Below are 23683 nucleotides of genomic sequence, written 5' to 3'. Positions count from 1 at the left end.
GTTAGTTTTACTAACTATATTATATGTTTTAAATTCTTACATGTCAACCTCTTTATGTATATCAAATTCAGAAATACAGACAAAAAACCGCTATTTGTCTGATTACAACAAATAACGGTTTTATTAAGAAGGTACCGACATTTAGGCACATTAAATTAAAAAAGTAATCATAATGGTAGCGAGACCTAAGAAAAAGAAAAAGCCTAAAACATCTGTGACCGTTGTAACAAATACAGCTGATGCTAATGCTGGGTCAACACCAATTTTTTTTAGTATAACTGGAACATAATAACCCGACACAGTAGCAACAACTAGGTTTAAAAACATCGCTAGACCAATGACAAACCCAAAAGCAAAACTACCCACCCAGAAATACCCTAGACAAGCAACCACAAGACCAAGACATAATCCATTGATTAAGCCAATACAGATTTCTTTATGTAATATTTCCTTTTGGTTTTCATAGCTTAATTCTCCTAAAGCAATACCTCTGATAATCATGGTAAGTGTCTGCGTCCCAGCATTTCCTCCCATTCCAGCCACAATAGGCATAAATGTAGCAAGGGCAACTATTTGTGCAATGGTATTTTCAAATAGACTTACGGTTGCAGCTGCAAGTATTGCTGTGACTAAGTTAACCAGCAACCATGGTAAACGGGATTTAATAGCGCTTGAAACAGATCCAGAGATTTTTTCTTCTTCATCAAGTCCAGCAAGTCTGAACATATCTTCTGTGTATTCTTCTTTCATGATTTCCATCACGTCGTCAACGGTTACAATACCTAATATCACACCTTTATGATCCACTACAGGCACTGCCATAAAGCCGTATTTTTCAAAAATATGACCGACCTCTTCTTGATCCATATCAACGGGTGCACTTATTATATTTTCTATCATAATGTCTTTTACCAGTGTGTTTGGATCAGAAATTATAATCTCTCTTAATGGAACAACTCCTTTTAATACATCAAAATCATCAACCACATAGATATAATATGGTGTTTCTGAGCCAGGAGCCGTAGTTCGTAAATACTCTATGGTTTGATTAACTGTAAATGATTCCTTAATGGCTATAAACTCAGTAGCCATTATCCCTCCTGCTGATTCAGGGTCGTAGGAGAGCAGCTCTTTCACTTCTTCAACAACATCAACGTTCATATTGTTGATGATGCTAATTTTGTCTTCTTCATCAAGACTGCCTAGTAAATCTACAAGCTCATCAGATGACATCTCTGAAACGATTTGACCTTTTCTCTTTTCTGAAAAAAGTGAAAGCAATTTAAACTTTTCATCGTCTTCAGCATAGTCAAGTAAATGCCCTACGTACTCATCTGGTAATTTGGTAAGTATGAGTAAAGGGTCTTCTTCAAATTCAGCAAGGGCTTCTAAAAAGTCAACTGGATGAATTTCATCAATTTGATCGAGAATTGTTTCAAATGTACTGTTGAGTATAAAATTAAGTATCTTATTTTTATGGACCATTATCAAACTTTCCTTTCCTTTTTATGGAACTTGGGGGAGACACGGGGACGTTTCCACTGTCACTTAGTCGCTTTTTCTACAATTGACTTGCCTATTCCAAGAACTCTCCCTAATTGTTGAATACTAACCCCTACTTCCAAATTCTTATCTCTATATTTTCTTTGTTGATCTTCTCTATAATACCTTCTTGATCTAACTTTTCTTTTAATTGTTTATCTGTATATTTTATTTTATCACAATAATCCAAGCACTGGTCATTATTCTTTTCATTCATATAGGCCTTTAATTCACGTATTGTCTTAAAATATTCTTAATAACACTTGCATTAATGAATGTCTCTTTTTGCTTGTATTATAGTTCATATTCTTTATAACTACTCCAATCCTATTCATCAGCTTTATCTACTATTTTAGCTTTTACTGGATTTTGATGTATATATATAACTCTGCTTCTATTACTTCGCTATTAAATCTATTTCTTGCTTGCCTTGCCATATTCTATCACCTCATTTTAGTATAACACTTAACTTTTAATAAGACAACGGAAACGTCCCCTTGTCTTATACCCTTGTCTTACTCATAATTACCTCCTAGTAAATTCCTCAAAAATTCCTTCATACTCACCGTATCCTTCTTTTTTTAACTGGCTTTTGGGAATGAAACGTAATGCAGCTGAATTAATACAATATCTAAGGCCTCCCTCTTCCCTTGGTCCATCATTGAACACATGACCAAGATGAGAATCACCATACTTACTACGTACTTCCGTTCGAATCATACCATAATTCTTATCCATTTTATCAACAATATGATAACGGTTAATAGGTTGTGTAAAACTTGGCCAGCCGCATCCAGAATTATATTTATCTTTTGAGCTAAATAGTGGTTCACCTGAAACAATATCCACATAAATGCCCTCCTCATCCTTATCATAAAATTCGTTCTGAAATGGCTTCTCTGTGGCATTATTTTGTGTAACTTCATATTGTAGTGGTGTGAGTTTTTCCTTTAGTTGTTGGATGTCTTTTTCTATTTTCCACTTATTTTCATTTGTAAACTCTTCATTTTTATTCATCAAGCAACACCTCTTCATTTTTAGTTAGGTTTATCTTCTCAATAATACCTTCTTGATCTAACTTTACTTTCAGTTGTTTAGCTATTAATTTTATTTTATCATAATAACTAAAGTACTAGTCATTATTCTTTATCAAAAGGACATCGGTAAAAAGGTTCTAAGAGAATTTCACGAAATTGCAGAATCTTCCCAGCCATCCTACCCTATTGCACTTGATACAGAAAATGAGCAGAATGTGGTTTATTACGAAAGGTTTGGATATGAGCTTAAGGATACTAAAATCATTGATGGACTAAAGGTATATTGCATGACTCGGCCTGCATGTAGTAATGAAAAGAGTGGATTATGCCCGGCCTAATAGTTCCACTGACTTATTTCATTATTGTTGGATTCTTTGCCGTTATCTGATTCAACTTCTCTCTTCTTGCTAACTTGGGATTCAACTGTAAACGCAGTAATGATATTAATTTGCGTAAAAGCTAGACTTCTGGGGATCAAAAAAACCCCAAACCTAGTTTGGGGGATATATAACACGCTTCCAAGTTTTTAAAACTTATTAAGAAGATGGTCCAAATAGTCATCCATAGAATCTATCTTTACTAATGAACTCTTTAGCAATAATATATTTACCTATTATTATTGAAGCTATAAAAAATATCAAAACATCTAATCCACTTCGTAGAAGCATTTCAAACATAGTATCTTTAAAAATTAGACCTATAAAGCAGTTAAAGATTATCCAATTTAAACCAACAACTATTGCTAACCTTAATGGTATATAATTTAGATTATTTTTATATGCTAATAAAGGATATAAAATCACATAAATAAAACCAAGCATTAATCCAAATAAAACTGTCCACACATAGGTTGGAATTGGATATGTATCATAGTTACTTGTTATAATACCACTTTCGTAGGCAAATGTTCGCCCAACAACTATAGCAAAAGCAATAATGCTAACCGCCTTTATGATATCTGAAAAGTTCAGTTTATGAATTAAATTACTTTTTTCTTTATTTGCTATCGTAAAAAAGCTAATAACAAAACATAACGATATTGCAGGTATTGCATCACCTATTCCCATAATAAAGTTATGTTTAACAAATCCGAGCCCCCACTCTGAAAAAGCAGTAGCTTCAACTACCACCTCTTGCATTCCTAGCAAATAAATCATTGCAAATACAACTCCAAATCGGATACCTATTTGAAATTTGGTTGCCTCTGATCTAACTCCTATGTATCTTACTGCAATGGCACAATGGGTAAATAATACAATGAAATATAATGATGCCACAAAAGGAAATCCAAACAATTCAACAAGTATGCTATCAAATTGAATATCATCTAAGGAAGACGGTAAAAGCGCATGAACAATTATTGCAAAAATTGCTGAAAAGAGAATAGCAATGATGTTTATAATAATTATCCGTTTTATACTTATACATTTTGAGTTCATAATAACCTCCTGCTTTATAATGTGAATCATGTTAATTTAGTGACTCCCCCTATATTACCAATGGTAATTACCACCGGTAATATAATATCAAAGAAATATCCCTTTGTCAATATAATCCAAATGTAAACGTTATTAACTTGTGATAATGTCACCTTATGATTAATTTTAGAAAATGTCACTTTTGATAAAACTCTAAATTATGAACAAGTATCCTCATATCAACTTATATTCTACAGTTAATATTTTCTGAGAAAGACAAAACATACTGATATGTTACCGAGTACTACCAACCCTAAAAATCATGGTAATTCCACATTTTGATTTTAGATTTATTTTTTTTGAGAGAATTGTTTTGCATTCTTTTTAATTTATCATGAGCTTACATCAAAATCTTCTTTTTCAAATATCCTTCATTTAGTAAATGTATAGTTTTAAATTTTCCTTTATAAAAAACTGCATAATTATTAAATACACCTGGGACAGATTTAGCTTTTTCTAAATTATCTACTTCAATCAGGTTTAATGGGATATTATTATCTTGGCAAAATAGTTCAACCTGCTCTATACAATTAGGAATATATGGACATTGCTTTGAGTAATAAATTGTAAGGTCTTTATCATCAATTGCTTGCTTTCGAGCATTATCAGTAAAAATAGGTTTTGCGTCATCAAATGATAACGCCAATAGCTCATAATCTCCAATTGCATCTACTACTTCAAATCCATAGTTTTGCATATATTTTTTGTCTGTAAGGAAAGGTGTTTTTTTCTTTGAACTAATGACGCAAATGCCTGATTTCTTATGCCTCTTCGCATCTTCAATGCAATACTCTAACAATTTTTTCCCATGTCCCTTACTCTTGAAACTACCTGATACCCAAAAACAATATATATAAATATAGTTTTCACCATTAACAGGAACCCAAGCAGTTTCCAATGGCGCGTATTCTATAAAAACCTTTCCTTTAGCATCAAGTTTTCTAAAAACATGTCCTTCAGATATCCTTTCAGCTAACCAAGATCGCTTCACATCAACACCAATCTGATGTTTCTTGTCAGAAATTGCACAGCACAAATGTTTTTCAGCAATGTTATTCATTTCCAAGTTAATATAGTTATCACACATCTATAAACCCTCCTTTTCAAAAACAAGAAGGCATAGAAATAGATCTATGCCCGCTCTGTATTTATCCTATTTTCCAGCGTTTTAATGTGGGGAAGAATTCCTTCATAATATTTCTGGCTTTATCCTCACTCATGCCAGAATTTGCAGAAACCATGTGTGGAACACAAACTTCGATCATTTTTTCCGTAGAAATGTCTGATGTAAATGCCCCCTCCATGTAACAATACTTACAGTAATCTTCATTCTTGGTTCCATCTAAATTTGTTCCATACATTTCATCTGTATCTCTCATTGGCATAGCACAAGATTGACAATACTTTTCTTCCATCGGTAATACCTCCTTATCAGTTATATCTCAATTATAGACTATTTAATATGACAACAGAGTGTCATATTAAATATATTTTTTTAAAGCTTTATCCAATTTTTCTTGAATAATCTCTCTTATATGCAGAGGCTCAAGCACCTCAATATATTCTCCAAATGACATAATATAACCGTACACCCATCCATCCTCTGGAAAAACAACAGTTGCAATGAAATTGCCATCCATTAGCTTTTTTATATTCTGAGGTTCGAACTCGTCATAAACTCGATAAGCCATTTCTGATAAAATTTTAACTTCCAACTTTATATAGTTATTATTTTTTTCATCCTGTGAAGATTCAAATAGGATAGTCGAAAAATTTCTTTCAGTGAAACCCAGCTCAGTAAGTATTAAGTTTTCCATCCTTGTCAGCTTGAACAATCGTATATCAAGCCGAGAAAGACAAAAGCCTTTTAAATACCACGCCCGATGCTTGAAAAACAACTGTATGGGTTCAACATTTCGGTTTGTTTTTTCTCCCTTTGTACTATAATAATCGAATACTACAACAATTTTATCAAATATCGCTGTCTTAAGTTTACTAAATAATTTATTGTCTCCACGACTCCAATCGGAAAAATCCACATCAATCCAATTGACAGCCTTTCTACTAAAAACAGCTGATAGTTTTGTTAAAGCCTTAGTCGTTTCTTTGGGTTTAACTGCTTCTAACGCTTGTAGGGCAGAAATAATCTCTTCCTGTTCTTGTTCAGTTAAAAGAGATTGACTCAAAGTAAATTCAGGAAGCAGACTAATGCCACCGCCTTTGCCCTTCTCAGTATATACAGGAATGCCTGCGATGCTAAGCGCATCTATATCTCTGTAAATAGTTCGTTGAGATACTTCGAAGCGCTCTGACAGCTCTTTTGCTGTCACTCTACCTTTACTCAATAGCACGTATACAATTTCAAAAAGCCGGTTCATTTGCAATTATCTCACCACCTATGCTTTATCTAATCTGTCAACTCAACCTTCCCTAATTTTAAGGCTCAATTTTTACCCACAAATATACCCTTGATATGTTTCCATGAACGCATATCGAGGGTCAAAGTCGAGTAGATAGAATTACTTTTATTTTTGCAAGCCCTGAAACCTTGTATTTTCAATGCTTTCAGAGTCTTACCTTTTCGATATCAACCATTTGCTTGGAAAGCTAGTCGCAGACATACATTCTAATCTTAGTCCATCATTTTATCGATACAAAACATTATTCTCATAAAATCTTGTCTATGATTTTGAATACGTATAATTTTAACAGTCATTTCTTCATTTAAAAAGCGTTTGCTATTCACAACTTGATTTCAACCTATCAAGTTTAAGTTGTTCTCCTCCCCACTTTGACAATTCGTTCAATGCAGGAAGTAGTGCTTTACCTCTTTCTGTTAGAGCATATTCAACTTTAGGAGGAATCGCTTCATATTGGATTCTAACAATAAGATTATGTTCTTCTAATTCTTTTAAAGCTTTTGTAAGCATCATACTAGTAATACCTTTAACTTTTCGCTTCAATTCATTATATCTAGTAAATTCATTTTCAAATAAGTACCACATAATAGGTAGTTTCCACTTTTTTCCAATAATTTCTAATGCATATATAAGTGGACATTTTGTCTCATATATATTATCACTAGTGAATCCCACATCACAATTCGTATCATTATTCATATTTACAACTCCTTTAAATTTAATGGTATACTTTTTATACTAACGCAGAAAAAACTGCATACTTGTATTTTTATGACCTTGTGCTATCTTTATTATAACAGAAAAATTATAAAACACTATAAAGAAAAAGGAGCATTACTATGAAAGTTTATGCTATTAATGGAAGTCCAAGAAAAAGTAAAAATACAGCTACATTACTTCAAAAATCTTTAGATGGAGTAAAAGAATCAGCAAAAGGTAATGAAATTGAAACTGAAATCATTAACTTATATGATTTAAACTATACTGGGTGCAAAAGCTGCTTTGCCTGTAAAAAACTTGGCGGTGCAAGTTATGGAAAATGTGCTCTAAAAGATGATCTTCAGGAAGTTTTAGAAAAGGTATCTGAGGCTAACGGTATTATTTTTGGTTCTCCAATATATTTTGGTACTATAACAGGTCAATTACAATCATTTTTAGAAAGACTAATATTTCCTTATTTGGTATATGATAAAAACTATTCTTCCATTGCACCAAAGAAGATGCCAACAGCATTCATTTATACAATGAATGCCCCAGAAGAAGCAATGAGTCAAATTGGTTATTTAACTACCTTCAATAACATTGAGTCTTCTATTGAACATATATTTACAAAACCACTAGTTATGTATTCTAATAGCACTTATCAATTTGATGATTATTCAAAATATAAAGCTGACGCATTCTCTGAAGAAGAAAGGGCAGAGCATAGAAAAGTACAATTTCCTTTAGATTGTCAAAAAGCATTTGAACTAGGTGCAAATTTAATAAAGTAATATATTAAAATTCAATGAATTTTTTCTACTTAATCATAACGAGTTTTAGGAACTTCTAATGCAAATACATCCCTTGAAATTATTATATTTCAAGGGATGCTTTATTTTCAGACAAAGTCGGTATTCATACACTATCTATAAGCTGTATTATTGACTCATATATTAATCAGTCCTTAATCTCAGATCTATTTCCTGCTTCTTGATTGATATTTTGTTCTGCAAAATAATGTTCTAGTGCATACTCAAAAGAATTAACAAGAAATTCAAGTGCCTTTTGTGTTATCTCCGCTTTGGGACATATTTGATCAAAACCGTGATAACACCCATTAAATATTTGAAACTCAACTGGAATTCCAGCTTTTCTTAAGTTTTCTACATATTGAATGGTTTCATCTCTAAAAGGTTCTAAATCTCCGACAAAGGTAACTGTTGGTGGAAGATTGCTGTAGTCCTCTGATCTTGCAGCAGCAGCATAGCAAGGCACATTTGAGGTGCCAAATAGATTGCCAAGATATAGTTTCCAACCATTAAAGTTAGATTTAGAATTCCAAACAGGAGCGTTATTGCCTTTTGCTGATTCTGTTATCATCCTATCGTCAATCATTGGGTACAATGGCATCTGAAAAGCAATATTCACTTCACCCTTATCTCTTGCGTAGAGAGTAAGAGCAGCCGTTAATCCACCGCCTGCACTATCACCACCAACCATAAGCTGGTTGTCACTGATTCCTAATTCTTTTGCATGGCTTTTCATCCATAAAAGTGTTTCGTAGCTATCTTCCAGAGCAGCTGGATATGGTGATTCGATAGATAAACGATAATCAGGAGCTATAAACACGCAATTACTTGCTTCTATAAATTTTTTTGCATAAATCTTTGAAACCTCGGGAGATCCAATCGCATAGCCTCCTCCGTGTATCCACAGGACTCCTGGAACACCTTCTTTAGGAATTAAAGGCCTAAATATGCAAATACGCATCTTTGATCCATCTTTACGGAGAATCCACTCTTCAGTGAATTGTATCGTATTATCTTTTATTTTAATATTGTTTTTTCGACTTAATTTGTGCATTAGCCGAAATCTTGATTCAGTAAAAGTATTGTTAGCTATCTTAATTATCCTTCCAGTAGTTCTTAAGTCTTTATCAATCATACTAAACTTTACTCTCATACCCTCACCCTCTTCAACTTGACCTATAATAAATATAAAAAAACTTAGGTTTCGGGACCAGTGAAAAATCCTTCCCAAATCACTACAAAAATGCGAACCTCAGCGCGCTTTTTCGTATGTTTAGGGGCTTAATAAGAAAGATACCACTGGAAGTTAAGGCAGGCAGTAGATGGATATCTATGCATCGTATTCATCTGGCATAAAAAATCAGGACTCTTTCAGTGGTCTCGGACGCTTCAACTGTCACTTAGTCGCTTTTTCTACAATTGACTTTCCTACCCCCAGGACTCTCACCAATTGACGAATACTATACTTACCCCAAAATCTTAATGTCCTATGATTCTAACCTATTTCTTCTCTATCAACACAACTGTTTCAACGTGTGTTATGGCTGGTAAGTGATAATAATACGCAGAAAACAGGGGTTTTGCGTAAAGATGTACCCCCTCTAAAGTAGTTGTTTGTACTTAACATCACCTCTAATCCATTATTTTTTATATGTCCATTCATGCTCTTCTAAATATACATCAAAGTCATCTTTTTTAGGAGCATTTAAACGCTTTTGATTAAACTTCTCATATTCTTTTTCAGCAAGTTCCTTAGCTACTTCTTGAGAGATAGAACCTGCGCCAGTAAGTATATCCCTCTCATTAAATTTTAGAAAGGCATTAAGCTTTTCTTCCCAATCCTTCATATACATTGGGTTACGTCTTTCAGCCTGATCTTCTGCATAATCTAGATACATGGTTACAATACGGTTGAGGGATTTTATTTCTTTTTCCGTTAAATAATTCTTGGCAACAGTGATATCCCCTTTACGGACCTTCTCACCCTTCCAAGTGGTAAGACCCATATTATCTTTTAATGCATCAGCTCTTTGTTCAATTAATTCTGCTGCTGTATGACCATGAATGGCAAAATGAAGTTTGTTTTGAACCGTCGCAAAGAATTTCTTTGCAGCTTCTGATTTAGCATCATAATCCATAGATAAGGCATAGATATCCGTGATTTTCTTATAAAACCTTTTTTCTGATGCTCTAATATCACGAATACGTTCTAAAAGCTCATCAAAGTAATCATCACCGATATTACGCATACCCTTAAGGCGTTCATCATCTATGGTAAAGCCTTTGACTAAGTATTCATTTAATCTTTCCGTTGCCCAACGTCTGAATTGTGTACCTCGACTAGAGCGTACACGGTAACCTATAGCAATAATCATTTCAAGGTTATAGTGACGTGAATTTCTCTGCACCGTTCTATTTCCTTCAGTTTGAACTTGTAAGTAATTCTTACAAGTTGAATTTTCCTCTAATTCACCTTCTTCATAAATGTTTTTTATGTGAAGTGTTATATTTTGAGAAGTTGTTTGATAAAGCTCGGCAATGGCTTTTTGTGTCATCCATACCGTTTCATTTTCAATTCTTACATCAATTTTAGTTTTTCCGTCTTCCAATTGATAAATAAGAATATCTGTTTTATTCTCCACATTATCCCCCATTTCTGAAATTTATTAATCAATTTCGTCAGACACTGTCTGACTTTTTCAAAGTGAACTATCCGGTAAATTCCGGATAGTTCATCTATATTTTTAATTATCATTTTAATTTTATCACAGTGGTAACAACGTAGCCACATAAACCTCTTTTAATTTTGTATTGACTTTCAAGTGGGTTTTAAAAATACGCTCTAATGTATAATATAAATTAGAGCGTATCTTTTGAGTAGTTATAAATATGAATATTTTGTATTATATATGTTTCAAGTATTTAATTTTAATAAAGACAATCGTTATTACCAATTTACATTGTAGAAGTAATGAGCACCTATCTGCATTATATCATATGCTCCAGATGGTGTGCTTTTTCCAAAATCCAATCTATCCCCAATTGGATTGTACACCTCTATGTTTACATTTGCGTAGTTGAAAGCTCTTCTCTGCTATGCTAAAATATAAAAAAACCCCAAGTAGCAGTTTAGGGTATTCACAAATCCCCTCTTTATTTCGTTAGTAATATACCTAACTAGGTGGATGGTTCTAAAATTCGAGAATAAAATTCAGGAGGCTGAGTATGAAGAAAGTTGTTTTTGGAGGGATGCTTTTTGTTGGTGGAGCAATTATATATTCTGTTGGTGTATTAGGTTTTGCAGATGTAGCTGTACAAGCACAGTATATGCAAATTCCACAATACGCTGGAGTGTTATCTATGGCTGTTGGCATAATTTTGGGTATAGTTGGTCTAAAAAAAGAATGACGCAACTCCAAAACAAGAATACTTTCACCCATAACACAGTAAATTATCGGGGCGGTGTCACTTCAAAGATGACGACGCCCATATTTTATCTGCCCCCATCCTTGCCCATACTTCCCACCTTTCTTTTGAAACAATTGGTGCATGGAAAAGAAGAAAGGACAGTAAGCATTTAGCTCACCATCCCTTTTTCAGATCTTACTTCTATATCTACGTCTTTTAGTTTCCGTACTATTTCAAGCATCATAGCTGTATTTCTTGCAACCCTTGAAATGGATTTTCTATTTCTTCTCTATCAAGATGCACGTCTCCACGTGCAATGTATGTGGAAACATATCTACAGGTTGCACTTGTGATACTGTATACCCATTTTCACCAAAGTATTTTAGATCTCTTGCTAAGGTCGCTGGGTCACAAGATACATAGACAACTTTTTTAGGTGCCATCTTTACTATTGTATCTAGTAGCTCCTCATCACAACCTTTTCTTGGAGGGTCTACTACAATTACATCTGCTTTTATATTTTGCTCTTCGTATAAACTTGGCAGGACTTCTTCTGCTTTGCCTACATAGAATTCTACATTTTCTATTTCATTTAATTCTGCATTACTTAATGCGTCTCTTATTGCTTGTTCTGCTATCTCTACCCCATATACTTTCTTTGCTTTTTGAGCTAAGAATAATGTAATGGTTCCTATACCACAGTATATATCCCATACTGTTTCTTCACCGGTAAGACCTGCATATTCTAATGCTGTGTTGTATAGTTTTTCTGTTTGAGTTGGGTTGATCTGATAAAATGATACTGGTGATATTTTATATGAAACGTCACCTATTTTATCTGTGATATAATCTTGTCCCCATATGGTTTTTGTTTTTTTACCTAATATGACATTAGTCTTTTCTAGATTTGTATTAACACAAATGCTTTTAATATTTGGGATGGTTTCTAATTTTTTGATTAATGCATCTTGTTTTGGTAACTTTCTTTCATTAATGACTAAGCATACCATTAACTCTTTTGTATGATACCCTACTCTTGTTAGTATGTGTCTTATTAGGCCTTCATGTTTTTCTTCATTGTATACGGATATGTTATTCTCAACGATATATTCTTTTACTTTTTGTATTATTACTTCGTTAATAGGATCTCCTATATAACATTTTTCTGTTTCAATTATGTTATGAGAACGTGCTGCATAATAACCAATTTTAATATTGCCATCTTTGTCTTTTCCTACTGGGAATTGTGCCTTGTTTCTATAATAGTATGGATCTTCCATTCCCATGACCTCATTGACTTTTATGTCTTTAAGACCACCAATTCGCTCTAATACATTTTTTACTTTTTCTTCTTTGAATTGTAATTGCCTCTTATAATCAAAATGTTGTATTTGGCATCCACCACATTTTTCTGCTATAGGACAGGGCGCTTCTGTACGATATGGCGATGGTGTGATGATTTCTTCTAATTTTCCAAAGCCATAATTTTTCTTTGTTTTTATTACTTTTACTTTTATTTCATCTCCTATAAGGGCATCTTTTACAAACATGGTATAGCCATTTATTTTACCTATACCTTCGCCACCGTCACCTATATCATCGATTGTCATTGTGTAGTATTCATTTTTTATTATTTCCATTTTTTTCCCTCTATTCTTTTGCATATGAATGACTAGCTCAAGGTTAGTTTTTCCATCTCTTCCTCTTGCTAGTCATTATGTTTTATTTTTAGAACGTTGTTTTTCTTATGTTTGAATCAAATATCTTTTGCCATCCAATCCACGGACCATCTTCATCAGAGTTAGATAAAAGCTCTGTAAAAGTTCTTAGTTTTGCATCTGTATTGTCAGCAAAATGTAATGCCAATGCTTCTATGGTTTGTGGTTTTTTCGGAGAACCATATTCTAGTTGTCCGTGATGAGATATGATGCAGTGCTTGATATGGTTTGCTATTTTTACGGAGAAATTAGGTATTTCTTTTATTTTCTCGTCTATCCATTGTAATACAATAATGATATGGCCTAATAATTGACCTTCATCTGTATAATCATTTTCTGGGAATCCTGATAGCTCTGACATTTTTCCAATGTCATGGAATAATGCTGATGCGTATAAGATATCTGTATTGATTATTGGATATTGTTTTGCATAGAATTCACATAAGTTTAAAATACATAAAGTGTGCTCTAATAGACCACCCATATAGCTATGGTGCATAGTTTTAGCAGCTGAATGGGCTTTAAACCTGCTTATAAAATCTTTATCCTCAACAAAAAACTTTTCCGTTAATTTTTTTATACTAGGCTCTTTTATTTGATCTATATATGTTTTTAATTCTGAATACATTTCTTCTATGTTTCTTGAGGATGTTGGTATATATTCTTTTGGGTCATATTCCCCTTCTTGGCTTCTTCTTATTCTTCTTAGGCTAAGTTGAAGTGAACTTTGGAATGTAAGTACTTGACCTTCAACTTTAATATACTCATTTTCATTAAAGTCATCTATTCCAGTATTAAGATCCCATACCTTAGCATCTACACACCCTGTTTTATCTTGAAGTTTTAGAGAATAGTAGCTTTTACCTGCCCTTGTTTTTAGTACTTGTTTTTGTTTACACAGATAATGTTCAACTACCTGATCTCCTTCTCTTAATTCTGAGATATAATACATATAATACTCCTTTCGATTCTATCTAACTAATTGTTATTATACATTAATTTTTTTTAAAAAACAAAGGTATTATTTATTTAAATTATTAATGTCTTATAGCCTTAGCACCATTAGAAAAACTGGCATCTAATTAAGACGCCAGTTTTTTCTTTTATCTATGGAATTCATAATCGATTCTATTTCCCAATCTAACGGTTACATTATAGGATTGAACTCTATTATTTTCTATTCTTAGTAGTTTTAGATTCACCCTATCTCCTGGTACATGGTTTGCTAATTCTTCTTGCAAACTTGACATTGAATATGTTTTTACTTCATTAAATTCTATTAAAATATCTCCAGGTCTTATACCTGCATTGCTTGCTGGTGTATTAGGAACAACTTGTGCAATATATATTCCTAAAGGCAATGCATATATTTCAGATAACTCATCTGTAATATCTTGACCATTTATCCCTAGATATGGTTTTGGTTTTTGATTCACCAAATCTTCTATTATGGGTAGGGCAGTGTTAATGGGTATTGCAAATCCCATACCTTCAACATTATTTGAAGCGAATTTTAACACATTAATACCAATGACTTCACCATTAGCATTCACTAATGCACCACCACTATTTCCTGGGTTTATGGCTGCATCTGTTTGGATAAGTTCTAGACTCTTATCTGTAATTTTAACTTCTCTGTTCAGAGCACTAACTACACCTACAGTTACTGTTTGACTATATCCTAAGGGATTTCCTATTGCAATTGCTAATTCCCCTACTTTTAATTGGTCTGAATCTCCAAAAGTAGCTATTTTTATATTGTTTAGACTTCCCCTTTTTAAATCAGATCTTTTTATTGCTATTACAGCTAGATCTGCTTCCGGTTCAAACCCTTTTACTGAGGCTTCAACAGATGAATCATCAATGAATGTTACTGTTATTTTATTTGATCCTTGTATAACGTGATAATTGGTTACAATTAGTATCTCGTCTCCTTGTTCTCCAAAGACAATACCCGATCCTGTTCCTTGATTTTCATAAGGGTTTCTAAACCAATCATAACTTGTCACTGTACTTGTAATGGTTACAATTGATGGACTAACTTCTTCTGCTACTGCTGCCACAGGGGAATAATGTAAGTTTCCTACTTGACTAGAATCTAGACCATCATTCACCAATTGAGTACTTGCTACATTCTCTACAGAATTCTGGCTTGTATTAAAGCTAAAATAGGGGTTACTTTCTTCTCCATGTATAAGGGTGTTAATATAGGGTTCTGTGAAAGTTACTGTAATTTGAAATACTGTACCGAATACTACAGCTATAACACTAACCCATAAGAGGCTTGATATTGGGGATTTCTTCTTTTTTGATTCATTTTCTTTTATTTTTTCTTCACAATACTTATGGTATTTAGATTGAGGGTCTTCACATTGTATTACTTTTCCAGTTTTAATCTCTTCTATTGATTCTTGATAATGACTTTGTATTATTTCTTTATCTGTAACTATTTCTATATCCATTTCTAAATTATCATTACTATCATCTGGATTATTATGTCCATCTATTTTATTAAGATCGTTTTTATCATCAAACATACTATACCTCCTTATTCTTCTATATGTTTTTCTGTAACTATATCATATAAAAAAAATATGAACTTTTTATGAATAAACTGTAATGATTTCTTTATCTATTATGTTTAATTGTGTGATATTTATGTTCTTTACCCATAATTATAAAATATTTTTTTCAAAAGATAAAGCCCCCATACAATGAGAGCTTTATCTTTATTTAGAATTTGCTTTACTTATTTCTTTTTCTTCTTTTACTTTTGTTTGAGGATTGGTTTCCTTCATCTTACAGGTCCCATCTAATAAAGCACCATCATCAATAATAATACTTGCACAGTATATATCTCCATACACTTTTCCAGTAGATGTTATATGTACTTGATAATTACTTTCTAAATTGCCTTCTAAATGACCTGCTATTAGGATAAAGTCGGATTTTATATTACCTTGCACTTTCCCCTTCTCACCAATTACAACACTTGCCTCAACCTCAATATTACCTATGTATGTCCCATTGATTTGCAAAGAGGTTTTTGCTCTTAAAAGACTTCCTTCAACAATAGTATCCTCGCCAATTATTGTTGTGGGCTTTTCGTAGCTTGGTTTTTTTTTCATTCCTTATTCTCCTTTATAAATATAATTTATTGGATTTTGTGTTTTTCCGTTTAATAATACTTCATAATGGACATGAGGACCTGTACTTCTTCCTGTACTACCGGATTTTGCAATTATATCCCCTCGCTTAACTACTTCACCTTTTTTTACAGTTATACTTGTGTTATGGGCATACTTTGTAACAATACCATATCCATGGTCTATAATAGCCATCCGCCCATAAAGATGGTCATATCCTACGTAGATTACTTCACCTTTACCTGTTGCTTTTACAGGTGTATTATAATAAGCAGATAAATCAATGCCATTATGAAATTCATATCCAGGTCCTCCAAATGGATTTCTTCTCCATCCATAATTACTTGTTACTCTGCCATCAACAGGTAATATGGAGGGGTATGCTTCCCAAAATGGTATCATCTCTTCTACTTGTTCTTCTAATTGCTGATATACATCTATTTCTTTATTTAAGTACATTGATAATTCATCTAACGTTTTTTCTATATTCCCAATATGGTCATCAAAACTGGTACTATTAACATCTTTTGTAGTGGATAAGTAAGTTAAGTTTATGGGGTTAGATACTCTAGATAATTGAAGACTCATATTAGATGGTTGTATTTGAGTGGTCTTTTCAACATTATTAAATATCTCGTCAATTTGTTGTTGGTGTTCAGATAACTTCTCTAACTCTTGTCTCAAATCTTCCGTTGAGCTAATTATGGATTCAAGTTTTTGATAATTTTCTTCATTAATTTTATGTAAAGCATTTATTTCTGCAATGTGATTTTCATTTTCTAGATATGTTTGTTTTACTAAGTTGTTTTGTTCCTCTAAATCATTTTCTAACTTAGTAATATATGAGGTCATATTAATGACAGATATGGTTATTACTATTATTGAGATGAGTATAGGGTAGCTAATCCATTTAGGTATTTTTATAGCCCTTGCTTTTTTAGTTGGGTCTGGAATAAGCATCATAGTGATATACTTATTTCTCTTCTTATGCTTTTTTTGTAATGAACGTTTCATAGTAAACATAATTATTTTCCTACCTTATCATTATAATTAGTATTAGATACCTATTAAAATTATAGATTTAGAAAACCTATTAAGTAGATATTTATGTTAGTATTAACCAATAAAAAGTGTAAATATTTTACAAAACAATAACATTATACCATAATCCTGATTATTTAGTAATGTTTTTCCCTTAGTGCTTTATGGGTATTAAGTCCTATTCACTGTAAAGTTTATACCTAAAAAAATGTTTGTTTATCTTTTTACCTTTTTATTGTAAAATAGAATTAAGTTTATAATACATATAAGTAAGGTGATTTATGATTGTCCTTGAAAAAAAATCTTTAAGACTAGATATTATATCTGTTGATGAAGATGATTATAATATAATTACTAATGATTTAAATGGTTATAATAATGTAGATCTTCAACATACCCAAAATTCCATTTATTTTTATTATATTGCTAAATGTAATATTACAAATGATCTGCTAGGGAGTATAAAGGGTTGTATTAATACTCATCATCACTGTTTATGGATACAAAATATAAGTATCTCTAATAATGTGGCAAGACAGTATTATGGGACAGAGTTATTTTTTAATACAGTTGATTTAATACGTAATGACTATAATATAGAAAAAATACTATTAACCATTCTAGATAAAAATAGCTCAGCAATCAAATTTTGGAAGTCTTTAGATTTTACAAAGATTCATTCTTTTGTAAAGAACGTTAAAAATAATAAAGTATATGCTTCCGTATATGAAAAAACAATTAGTAAGGTGATTAACTATGAATAATAAAGTTCTTAAAACTCTTGAATATAATAAAATTATCGAACAATTATCTAATTATGCTTATTCTTCAATTGGTCAGGCTCTCTGTATTAATCTTGAGCCGTATAATGACTATGATACAGTTATTGCTGCACAAAAAGAAACTGGAGAAGCTCTAATGATGGTTTACCGAAAAGGTTCTCTTCCTATGAGAAACTTTAAAGATATTAGGTCCAGTTTAAACCGTTTAAAAATTGGTGGCGATTTAAACATGGAAGAATTATTAGATATTAGTTATGTTTTAGACGCTTGTTCAAGAGGAAAACAATATAACTCAAGTGATAAAAAAGAGAGTCAAGATACTGGTATTCTTGACAGTTTGTTTGATGCTTTACAGCCTTTGAATCCACTTAATCAAGAGATTAAAAATTGTATTGTTTCTAAAGATGAAATGAGTGATGATGCTAGTTCTGAACTTCGATCTATTAGACGCTCTATTAAAAATCTTAATGATAAAGTTAGACAAAGTCTTAACCAATTAATTAATTCTTCAAGTGTACGTAATATGCTTCAAGAGAGTGTTATTACTATGCGAAATAATAGGTACTGTTTACCTGTTAAACAAGAGTATCGCCAACAGTTTTCTGGTATGATACATGATCAGTCGTCTACTGGTTCTACATTATTTATAGAACCTATGTCTGTTGTGAAATTGAATAATGATATTAGAGAACTTATGAGCAAAGAACAAGATGAAATAGATCGCATTCTTTCAGAGCTTAGTTCTGTTGCCAATGAATATTTTGACGAATTGCATGTGAATATAGAAACCTTAGGGAGACTTGATTTTATTTTTGCAAAGGCATCTTATGCAAAAAAACTCAATTGTGTTGCCCCTGTATTCAATAATGTAGGTAAAGTTCATATTAAGAAGGGTCGACATCCTCTTTTAGACCAAAAGGAAGTTGTTCCCATTGATGTTTGGTTAGGCAATGAGTTCTCTATGCTTATGATCACAGGACCCAATACTGGTGGTAAAACTGTTACTTTAAAAACAGTTGGTCTCTTAACTCTAATGGGACAATCTGGTCTTCATATTCCTGCTTTTGATGGGTCAGAGCTTGCCTTTTTTAATGAGGTATATGCTGATATTGGTGATGAGCAAAGTATTGAACAAAATTTATCCACATTTTCATCTCATATGACCAATATAATTAACATTCTTAGTAATGCTGATGTGAATTCTTTGGTTTTATTTGATGAGTTAGGTGCTGGAACGGACCCTACTGAAGGTGCTGCTTTGGCCATGTCCATCTTACAGTATTTACACAATCAAAACATTAGAACCATTGCAACCACCCATTATAGCGAACTAAAAGTTTTTGCTCTTTCAACACCTGGTGTAGAAAATGCCAGTTGCGAGTTTGATGTTCAAACTTTAAAACCAACTTATAAGCTTCTTATTGGCATTCCAGGAAAAAGTAATGCTTTTGCTATTTCTAAAAGGTTAGGTTTGCAAGATTATATTATTGATTCTGCTAAAGATTTAATAACCATTCAAGACAAGCAGTTTGAAGACTTAATTACAGATTTGGAAATCAATAAAAAAGACATTGAAAAAGAAAAAGAGATTGCAGAGAAGTACAGAAAAGAAATAGAGACTCTAAAACTAGAGATGGAAGATAAAAAAGATAAAATTTCTAGCCAAAGAGATGATATAATAAAAGAAGCTAAGCTACAGGCTCATAAAATTTTACAAGATGCTAAAATGGTCGCTGATGATTCAATACGTAAATTCAATAAATGGGTTAAAGAGTCAGGAACAGCAAATCAGCCTGAACTTGAAAATGAAAGACAGAAAATTAGAGAACGTCTTACTAATATCGAGAAAGGTTTTTCTTCTGGTCTGACTTCTAAGAAACCTATAAAAACTGAAATTAAAAATATTAAAGCTGGTGACAAAGTTTTTGTCTCCACATTTAATCAAAATGGTATTGTTCTTACTCCGCCAAATAATAAAGGGGAAGCCCTCATACAAATGGGTATTATAAAAACAAAAGTTCATGCATCAAATTTATCTATTATTAATGAACCCACTGAAAACAAGACTATCTCTACTACAGGTAGCTCTAAAGTTAAAATGAATAAATCTTCCTCTATTAAACCAGAGATTGATGTACGAGGTTATATTGTAGATGATGCTTTAGCTACAATTGAAAAATACATTGACGATGCTTATTTGTCCCATATTCCTCAAGTAACTCTCATTCATGGAAAAGGGACTGGCGCCTTAAGAGATGCAATTCATTCATATTTAAGAAAATGTAAATATGTTAAATCTTTTAGATTGGGTAATTTTGGAGAGGGCGAATCTGGCGTAACCATTGTTGAATTTAAATAGAAAGGATGTTGTCAATGGATCAAAATCTTAAGCAAAAAGTTCTTATTGTTGATGATGATAGTCTAATTTCGGACTTAATTTCATTGTATCTAAACAAAGAAGGCTATGACACAAAAGCTTCTAGTACTGGAGAAGCAGCATTATCTGTTTTTAATACTTATAAACCTAATATTATTATATTAGATTTAATGTTGCCTGGTATTAGCGGCTATGATGTTTGCAGGGAGATAAGAAAAACTTCTAATACCCCTATCATAATGTTGACTGCAAAAGGTGAAACCTTTGATAAAGTTCTAGGACTAGAATTAGGGGCTGATGACTATATGGTCAAGCCTTTTGACAGTAAGGAATTAATTGCCCGTGTTAAAGCAGTCCTAAGAAGATTTCAACCTAAAGAAGATTCTTCTAAACAAATTAGTTTTGATGAACTAAATATTAATATTTCTAATTATACCGTTATTAATAATGGACAAAAAATTGAAATGCCGCCTAAGGAATTAGAGCTATTGCACTTTTTAGCTTCTAATCCTAATCAAGTTTTTACTAGAGAAAAACTTTTAGATCGTATCTGGGGATATGAGTATATTGGAGACACAAGAACCGTTGACGTTCATATAAAACGTATACGTGAAAAAATAAAATCACCTGGTTCTTGGAGTATTGAAACTGTATGGGGTATAGGATATAAATTTGAGGTGAAATAATGCGCAAAACATTACTTAGAAAAGTAATAGTATCTTACTTTATTATTCTTTCCATTAGTTTTTTTATCCTAATGACAGTTACATATAAAATAGTTGAAAATCATCTTATTACTGAGAAAAAAGAGTTGCTTAAAAAAGAAGCTACCATTTTAGCAAATCAATATATTTCTGCTTATAATTCTGGTTCAATGAATTCATTTGATATTAGTTACTTAATTACTATCCTTGATCAGTCTTTGGATACTAGAATTTGGTTTGCGAACCGACATGGCGAACTTGTTTTAGACTCTAGAAACGAAATTGCTCCTTATAGAAATATAAATCTTCATTCTTTAAACGATGAAATAATTTATAAACATTCTTCTAGTACAGGTGATTTTTATGGTTTCTTTAATGGTGAGTTCATTTCTGTAGGAATTCCTATAATGACAAAGAGTGCTTATCAAGGGTCCATTTTTTTACATTATGATATTTTAACCATAAAGGAAAAATCTTCTATCATTTATACACTTGGTCTAATAACCCTTATAATTACTATGATCATTTCTGTTTCTTTTATAATTTATTTTGGAAATAAGATTGTTAAACCTATAAATGATATGAATGATGCAGCTTTAAAATATGCTAATGGAGACTTTGACACCACTCTAACTGTTAACACCAATGACGAAATAGGTCAATTAGCTACATCACTTAATACCATGGCTTTTGAACTAAGTAAGATGGAAGAATTAAGACGAAGTTTTATTGCTAATATATCCCATGATTTTAGATCCCCTCTTACATCTATTAAAGGGTATGTAGGGGCTATATTAGACGGAACCATTTCTGCTCAACATCAAGACAAATACTTAAATATTGTTTACGATGAAACCGAACGCTTAAACAAATTAACTTCTGATATTTTGTTTTTAACTAAAATGGAAACCAGTGGATTAAATTTAAATTATAGAACTTTTGACATTCATTCCGTAATTAGAAAAGTAACTGCTTTGTTTGAACAAAAATGTCTTAATAAAAATATTAAAGTAACTCTTATGTTAGACAAAGAAGAACTTCTTGTATTCGCAGATATTGATAAGATACAACAAGTGCTACATAATCTCTTTGATAATGCGGTAAAATTTTCTTATGAAAATAGTTATATTACAATAGAAACAACTCAATTACGTGAAAAAGTATATGTATCTATTAATGATACTGGGGAAGGTATTCCATGTGAGAACTTAAAATATATATGGGATAGATTCTATAAGAGCGATCCTTCAAGAGGAAAAGACAAAAACGGAACAGGTCTTGGTCTTTCAATTGTAAGAGAAATTATAAAGGCACATAATGAAAATATTAGAGTTTTTAGTACAAAAGGAAAAGGCACCGAGTTTGTCTTTACTTTATTAAAGTCTTCATAAGAAATGGTAAAAACCTTTCAATTAGAAAGGTTTTTACCATTTATAATTTCTTAACTCACCTGATTTTTGCATCTGTACAAAATTATTTTGTCTTAAGGCTTCATATAAAATAATAGCAGCTGAATTTGATAGATTTAGTGATCTTATTTCTGATAACATTGGTATTCTAATGCTTGTCTCTGGATAATTAATAAGAATTTCTTCTGGAATCCCAGCACTTTCTTTCCCAAACATAATAAATGCGTTGACGGGATATTCTACTTCTGTATATGTTTTTTTTGCCTTAGTTGTAGCCATAAAAATTACTGCCTCTGGGTTTTTATTAGTAAAATCCTCAAAGTTTTCATATACTGTAACATCTAAATGTTCCCAATAATCTAATCCTGCTCTTTTGACAGATTGTTCATCTACGTCAAATCCTAAGGGTTTAATCAAATGTAATTTGGTTCCTGTTGCTACACAAGTTCTACCTATATTACCAGTGTTTGCAGGAATTTCTGGTTCGTGTAAAATGATATTCATTACTTTACATCCTTTACTGAAATATTAAAATTTATTTCTTTGTCTTCATAAGTAAGAGGTACACATATATTTTTAACCTCACTTGATGAAATGGACATACTACCAAAACATATTGATGGAGGGGTAATGTCAATGTTAATACCTTCTGTAGAAAAGACAGTAGCTGCATTCCCTAAAATCATGTTAGATAGTTCACTTATTGCACTTCTTGCCATATCGTTTAACTCATTTACAGGCATCCCCATCATCATTTTTGATGCGATATCGCAACATACCTCTTCATCTACACTAATAAGCACAGATCCTTTAATAGCGCCTGTAACGCCTATTATAATTACTAATGTATCTTTTGCATATATTGGATCTTTTAAATAGGGTTTGCCTACCTTTGTCTCTATTTGACATACATCTCTCAACACACTAGTTGCAGCACTAAGAAACGAATTAATATAATTAACATTCATTTTTTTGCCCTCCTTTGATAGCCTTAAGCATATTTTACCACAGTATATGCATATTTATCAACAAATACAGCAATATTATATTGACATTTGCCCCAAAATATACTAATATAGTTATCAGTAAAGAATTATTATTATCTAAAAG

The 23683-nt window shown here is 32.0% G+C and carries 24 protein-coding genes; 6 read left to right on the top strand and 18 right to left on the bottom strand.

Annotated features, from left to right (window positions below; genetic code table 11):
• Positions 1-150 precede the first annotated feature (150 nt).
• The 9 genes from mgtE to EDC18_RS13320 form a co-directional block, all read right to left on the bottom strand.
• Entirely contained in the window at positions 151-1485 is a 1335-nt protein-coding gene (mgtE, locus tag EDC18_RS13350) for a magnesium transporter (protein ID WP_132253942.1), read from the bottom strand.
• 130 nt (positions 1486-1615) lie between these two features.
• Positions 1616-1759: a hypothetical protein gene (locus tag EDC18_RS14625; RefSeq protein ID WP_165878593.1), complete on the bottom strand. Its 144-nt coding sequence runs from the start codon at positions 1757-1759 to the stop codon at positions 1616-1618.
• A gap of 308 nt (positions 1760-2067) precedes the next feature.
• Positions 2068-2559: a peptide-methionine (R)-S-oxide reductase MsrB gene (gene msrB / locus EDC18_RS13345; RefSeq protein ID WP_132253941.1), complete on the bottom strand. Its 492-nt coding sequence runs from the start codon at positions 2557-2559 to the stop codon at positions 2068-2070.
• Between the two features lie 354 nt (positions 2560-2913).
• Positions 2914-3057 (bottom strand): hypothetical protein, encoded by a 144-nt coding sequence (locus EDC18_RS14620; protein WP_165878592.1) that lies wholly within the window; start codon positions 3055-3057, stop codon positions 2914-2916.
• Positions 3058-3136: 79 nt separating this feature from the next.
• A complete protein-coding gene (locus tag EDC18_RS13340; RefSeq protein ID WP_132253939.1) occupies positions 3137-4018 on the bottom strand; it encodes a hypothetical protein in 882 nt (293 codons plus the stop codon).
• Positions 4019-4397: 379 nt separating this feature from the next.
• Positions 4398-5144 carry a GNAT family N-acetyltransferase gene (locus tag EDC18_RS13335; RefSeq protein ID WP_132253937.1) on the bottom strand — a complete coding sequence of 249 codons (747 nt, stop codon included), beginning with the start codon at positions 5142-5144 and terminating at the stop codon, positions 4398-4400.
• Between the two features lie 61 nt (positions 5145-5205).
• Positions 5206-5472: a zinc ribbon domain-containing protein gene (locus EDC18_RS13330; protein ID WP_132253935.1), complete on the bottom strand. Its 267-nt coding sequence runs from the start codon at positions 5470-5472 to the stop codon at positions 5206-5208.
• Positions 5473-5538: 66 nt separating this feature from the next.
• Positions 5539-6435: a helix-turn-helix transcriptional regulator gene (locus EDC18_RS13325; RefSeq protein ID WP_341472734.1), complete on the bottom strand. Its 897-nt coding sequence runs from the start codon at positions 6433-6435 to the stop codon at positions 5539-5541.
• Between the two features lie 360 nt (positions 6436-6795).
• Complete coding sequence (locus EDC18_RS13320; protein ID WP_132253932.1) at positions 6796-7176, bottom strand: winged helix-turn-helix transcriptional regulator; 381 nt, start codon at positions 7174-7176, stop codon at positions 6796-6798.
• A gap of 140 nt (positions 7177-7316) precedes the next feature.
• Here EDC18_RS13320 and EDC18_RS13315 point away from each other — a divergent pair, with 140 nt between their 5' ends.
• Entirely contained in the window at positions 7317-7970 is a 654-nt protein-coding gene (locus EDC18_RS13315; RefSeq protein ID WP_132253930.1) for a flavodoxin family protein, read from the top strand.
• Positions 7971-8136: 166 nt separating this feature from the next.
• Here the strand turns inward: EDC18_RS13315 and EDC18_RS13310 are convergent, their stop codons facing one another.
• Entirely contained in the window at positions 8137-9141 is a 1005-nt protein-coding gene (locus EDC18_RS13310) for an alpha/beta hydrolase (RefSeq protein ID WP_132253928.1), read from the bottom strand.
• A gap of 487 nt (positions 9142-9628) precedes the next feature.
• Positions 9629-10630, bottom strand: a complete 1002-nt coding sequence (locus EDC18_RS13305; protein ID WP_132253926.1) for a virulence RhuM family protein — start codon at positions 10628-10630, stop codon at positions 9629-9631.
• A gap of 583 nt (positions 10631-11213) precedes the next feature.
• Here EDC18_RS13305 and EDC18_RS13300 point away from each other — a divergent pair.
• Positions 11214-11396, top strand: coding sequence for a hypothetical protein (locus EDC18_RS13300; protein WP_132253924.1), 183 nt, complete (start codon positions 11214-11216; stop codon positions 11394-11396).
• Positions 11397-11674: 278 nt separating this feature from the next.
• On the opposite strand, the gene rlmD is transcribed toward EDC18_RS13300, so the two are convergent.
• The 5 genes from rlmD to EDC18_RS13275 all read right to left on the bottom strand — a co-directional run bounded on the left by rlmD (position 11675) and on the right by EDC18_RS13275 (position 17283).
• Positions 11675-13036: a 23S rRNA (uracil(1939)-C(5))-methyltransferase RlmD gene (rlmD, locus tag EDC18_RS13295; RefSeq protein WP_132253990.1), complete on the bottom strand. Its 1362-nt coding sequence runs from the start codon at positions 13034-13036 to the stop codon at positions 11675-11677.
• Between the two features lie 88 nt (positions 13037-13124).
• The gene (locus EDC18_RS13290) at positions 13125-14066 is read right to left on the bottom strand and encodes a 3'-5' exoribonuclease YhaM family protein (RefSeq protein WP_132253922.1); all 942 of its coding nucleotides are present in this window, start codon (positions 14064-14066) and stop codon (positions 13125-13127) included.
• A gap of 151 nt (positions 14067-14217) precedes the next feature.
• The gene (locus tag EDC18_RS13285) at positions 14218-15651 is read right to left on the bottom strand and encodes a S1C family serine protease (RefSeq protein ID WP_132253920.1); all 1434 of its coding nucleotides are present in this window, start codon (positions 15649-15651) and stop codon (positions 14218-14220) included.
• 192 nt (positions 15652-15843) lie between these two features.
• The gene (locus EDC18_RS13280) at positions 15844-16242 is read right to left on the bottom strand and encodes a bactofilin family protein (protein ID WP_132253919.1); all 399 of its coding nucleotides are present in this window, start codon (positions 16240-16242) and stop codon (positions 15844-15846) included.
• Positions 16243-16245: 3 nt separating this feature from the next.
• Positions 16246-17283, bottom strand: a complete 1038-nt coding sequence (locus EDC18_RS13275; RefSeq protein WP_132253917.1) for a M23 family metallopeptidase — start codon at positions 17281-17283, stop codon at positions 16246-16248.
• Positions 17284-17582: 299 nt separating this feature from the next.
• Here EDC18_RS13275 and EDC18_RS13270 point away from each other — a divergent pair, with 299 nt between their 5' ends.
• Genes EDC18_RS13270 through EDC18_RS13255 form a run of 4 tightly spaced genes read left to right on the top strand, consistent with a single transcriptional unit; the run spans position 17583 to position 22555 of the window.
• Positions 17583-18065, top strand: a complete 483-nt coding sequence (locus EDC18_RS13270; protein WP_132253915.1) for a GNAT family N-acetyltransferase — start codon at positions 17583-17585, stop codon at positions 18063-18065.
• A complete protein-coding gene (locus EDC18_RS13265) occupies positions 18058-20442 on the top strand; it encodes an endonuclease MutS2 (protein WP_132253913.1) in 2385 nt (794 codons plus the stop codon). Before EDC18_RS13270 ends, EDC18_RS13265 begins: the two co-directional genes overlap by 8 nt.
• Positions 20443-20456: 14 nt before the next feature.
• On the top strand, positions 20457-21146 hold the full coding sequence (locus tag EDC18_RS13260) for a response regulator (protein ID WP_132253911.1): 690 nt from the start codon (positions 20457-20459) through the stop codon (positions 21144-21146).
• Positions 21146-22555 carry a sensor histidine kinase gene (locus tag EDC18_RS13255; RefSeq protein ID WP_132253910.1) on the top strand — a complete coding sequence of 470 codons (1410 nt, stop codon included), beginning with the start codon at positions 21146-21148 and terminating at the stop codon, positions 22553-22555. Before EDC18_RS13260 ends, EDC18_RS13255 begins: the two co-directional genes overlap by 1 nt.
• A gap of 33 nt (positions 22556-22588) precedes the next feature.
• Here the strand turns inward: EDC18_RS13255 and EDC18_RS13250 are convergent, their stop codons facing one another.
• A complete protein-coding gene (locus EDC18_RS13250) occupies positions 22589-23077 on the bottom strand; it encodes a tRNA (cytidine(34)-2'-O)-methyltransferase (RefSeq protein WP_132253908.1) in 489 nt (162 codons plus the stop codon).
• A complete protein-coding gene (locus EDC18_RS13245; RefSeq protein ID WP_132253907.1) occupies positions 23077-23541 on the bottom strand; it encodes a chemotaxis protein CheX in 465 nt (154 codons plus the stop codon). The genes EDC18_RS13250 and EDC18_RS13245 overlap by 1 nt, the downstream gene beginning before the upstream one ends.
• Positions 23542-23683: the final 142 nt, after the last annotated feature.

Origin of the sequence: Natranaerovirga pectinivora, assembly GCF_004342165.1 — a bacterium.
GTDB lineage: Bacteria > Bacillota > Clostridia > Lachnospirales > DSM-24629 > Natranaerovirga > Natranaerovirga pectinivora.
This window is presented reverse-complemented; position numbering and strand designations above follow the sequence as displayed.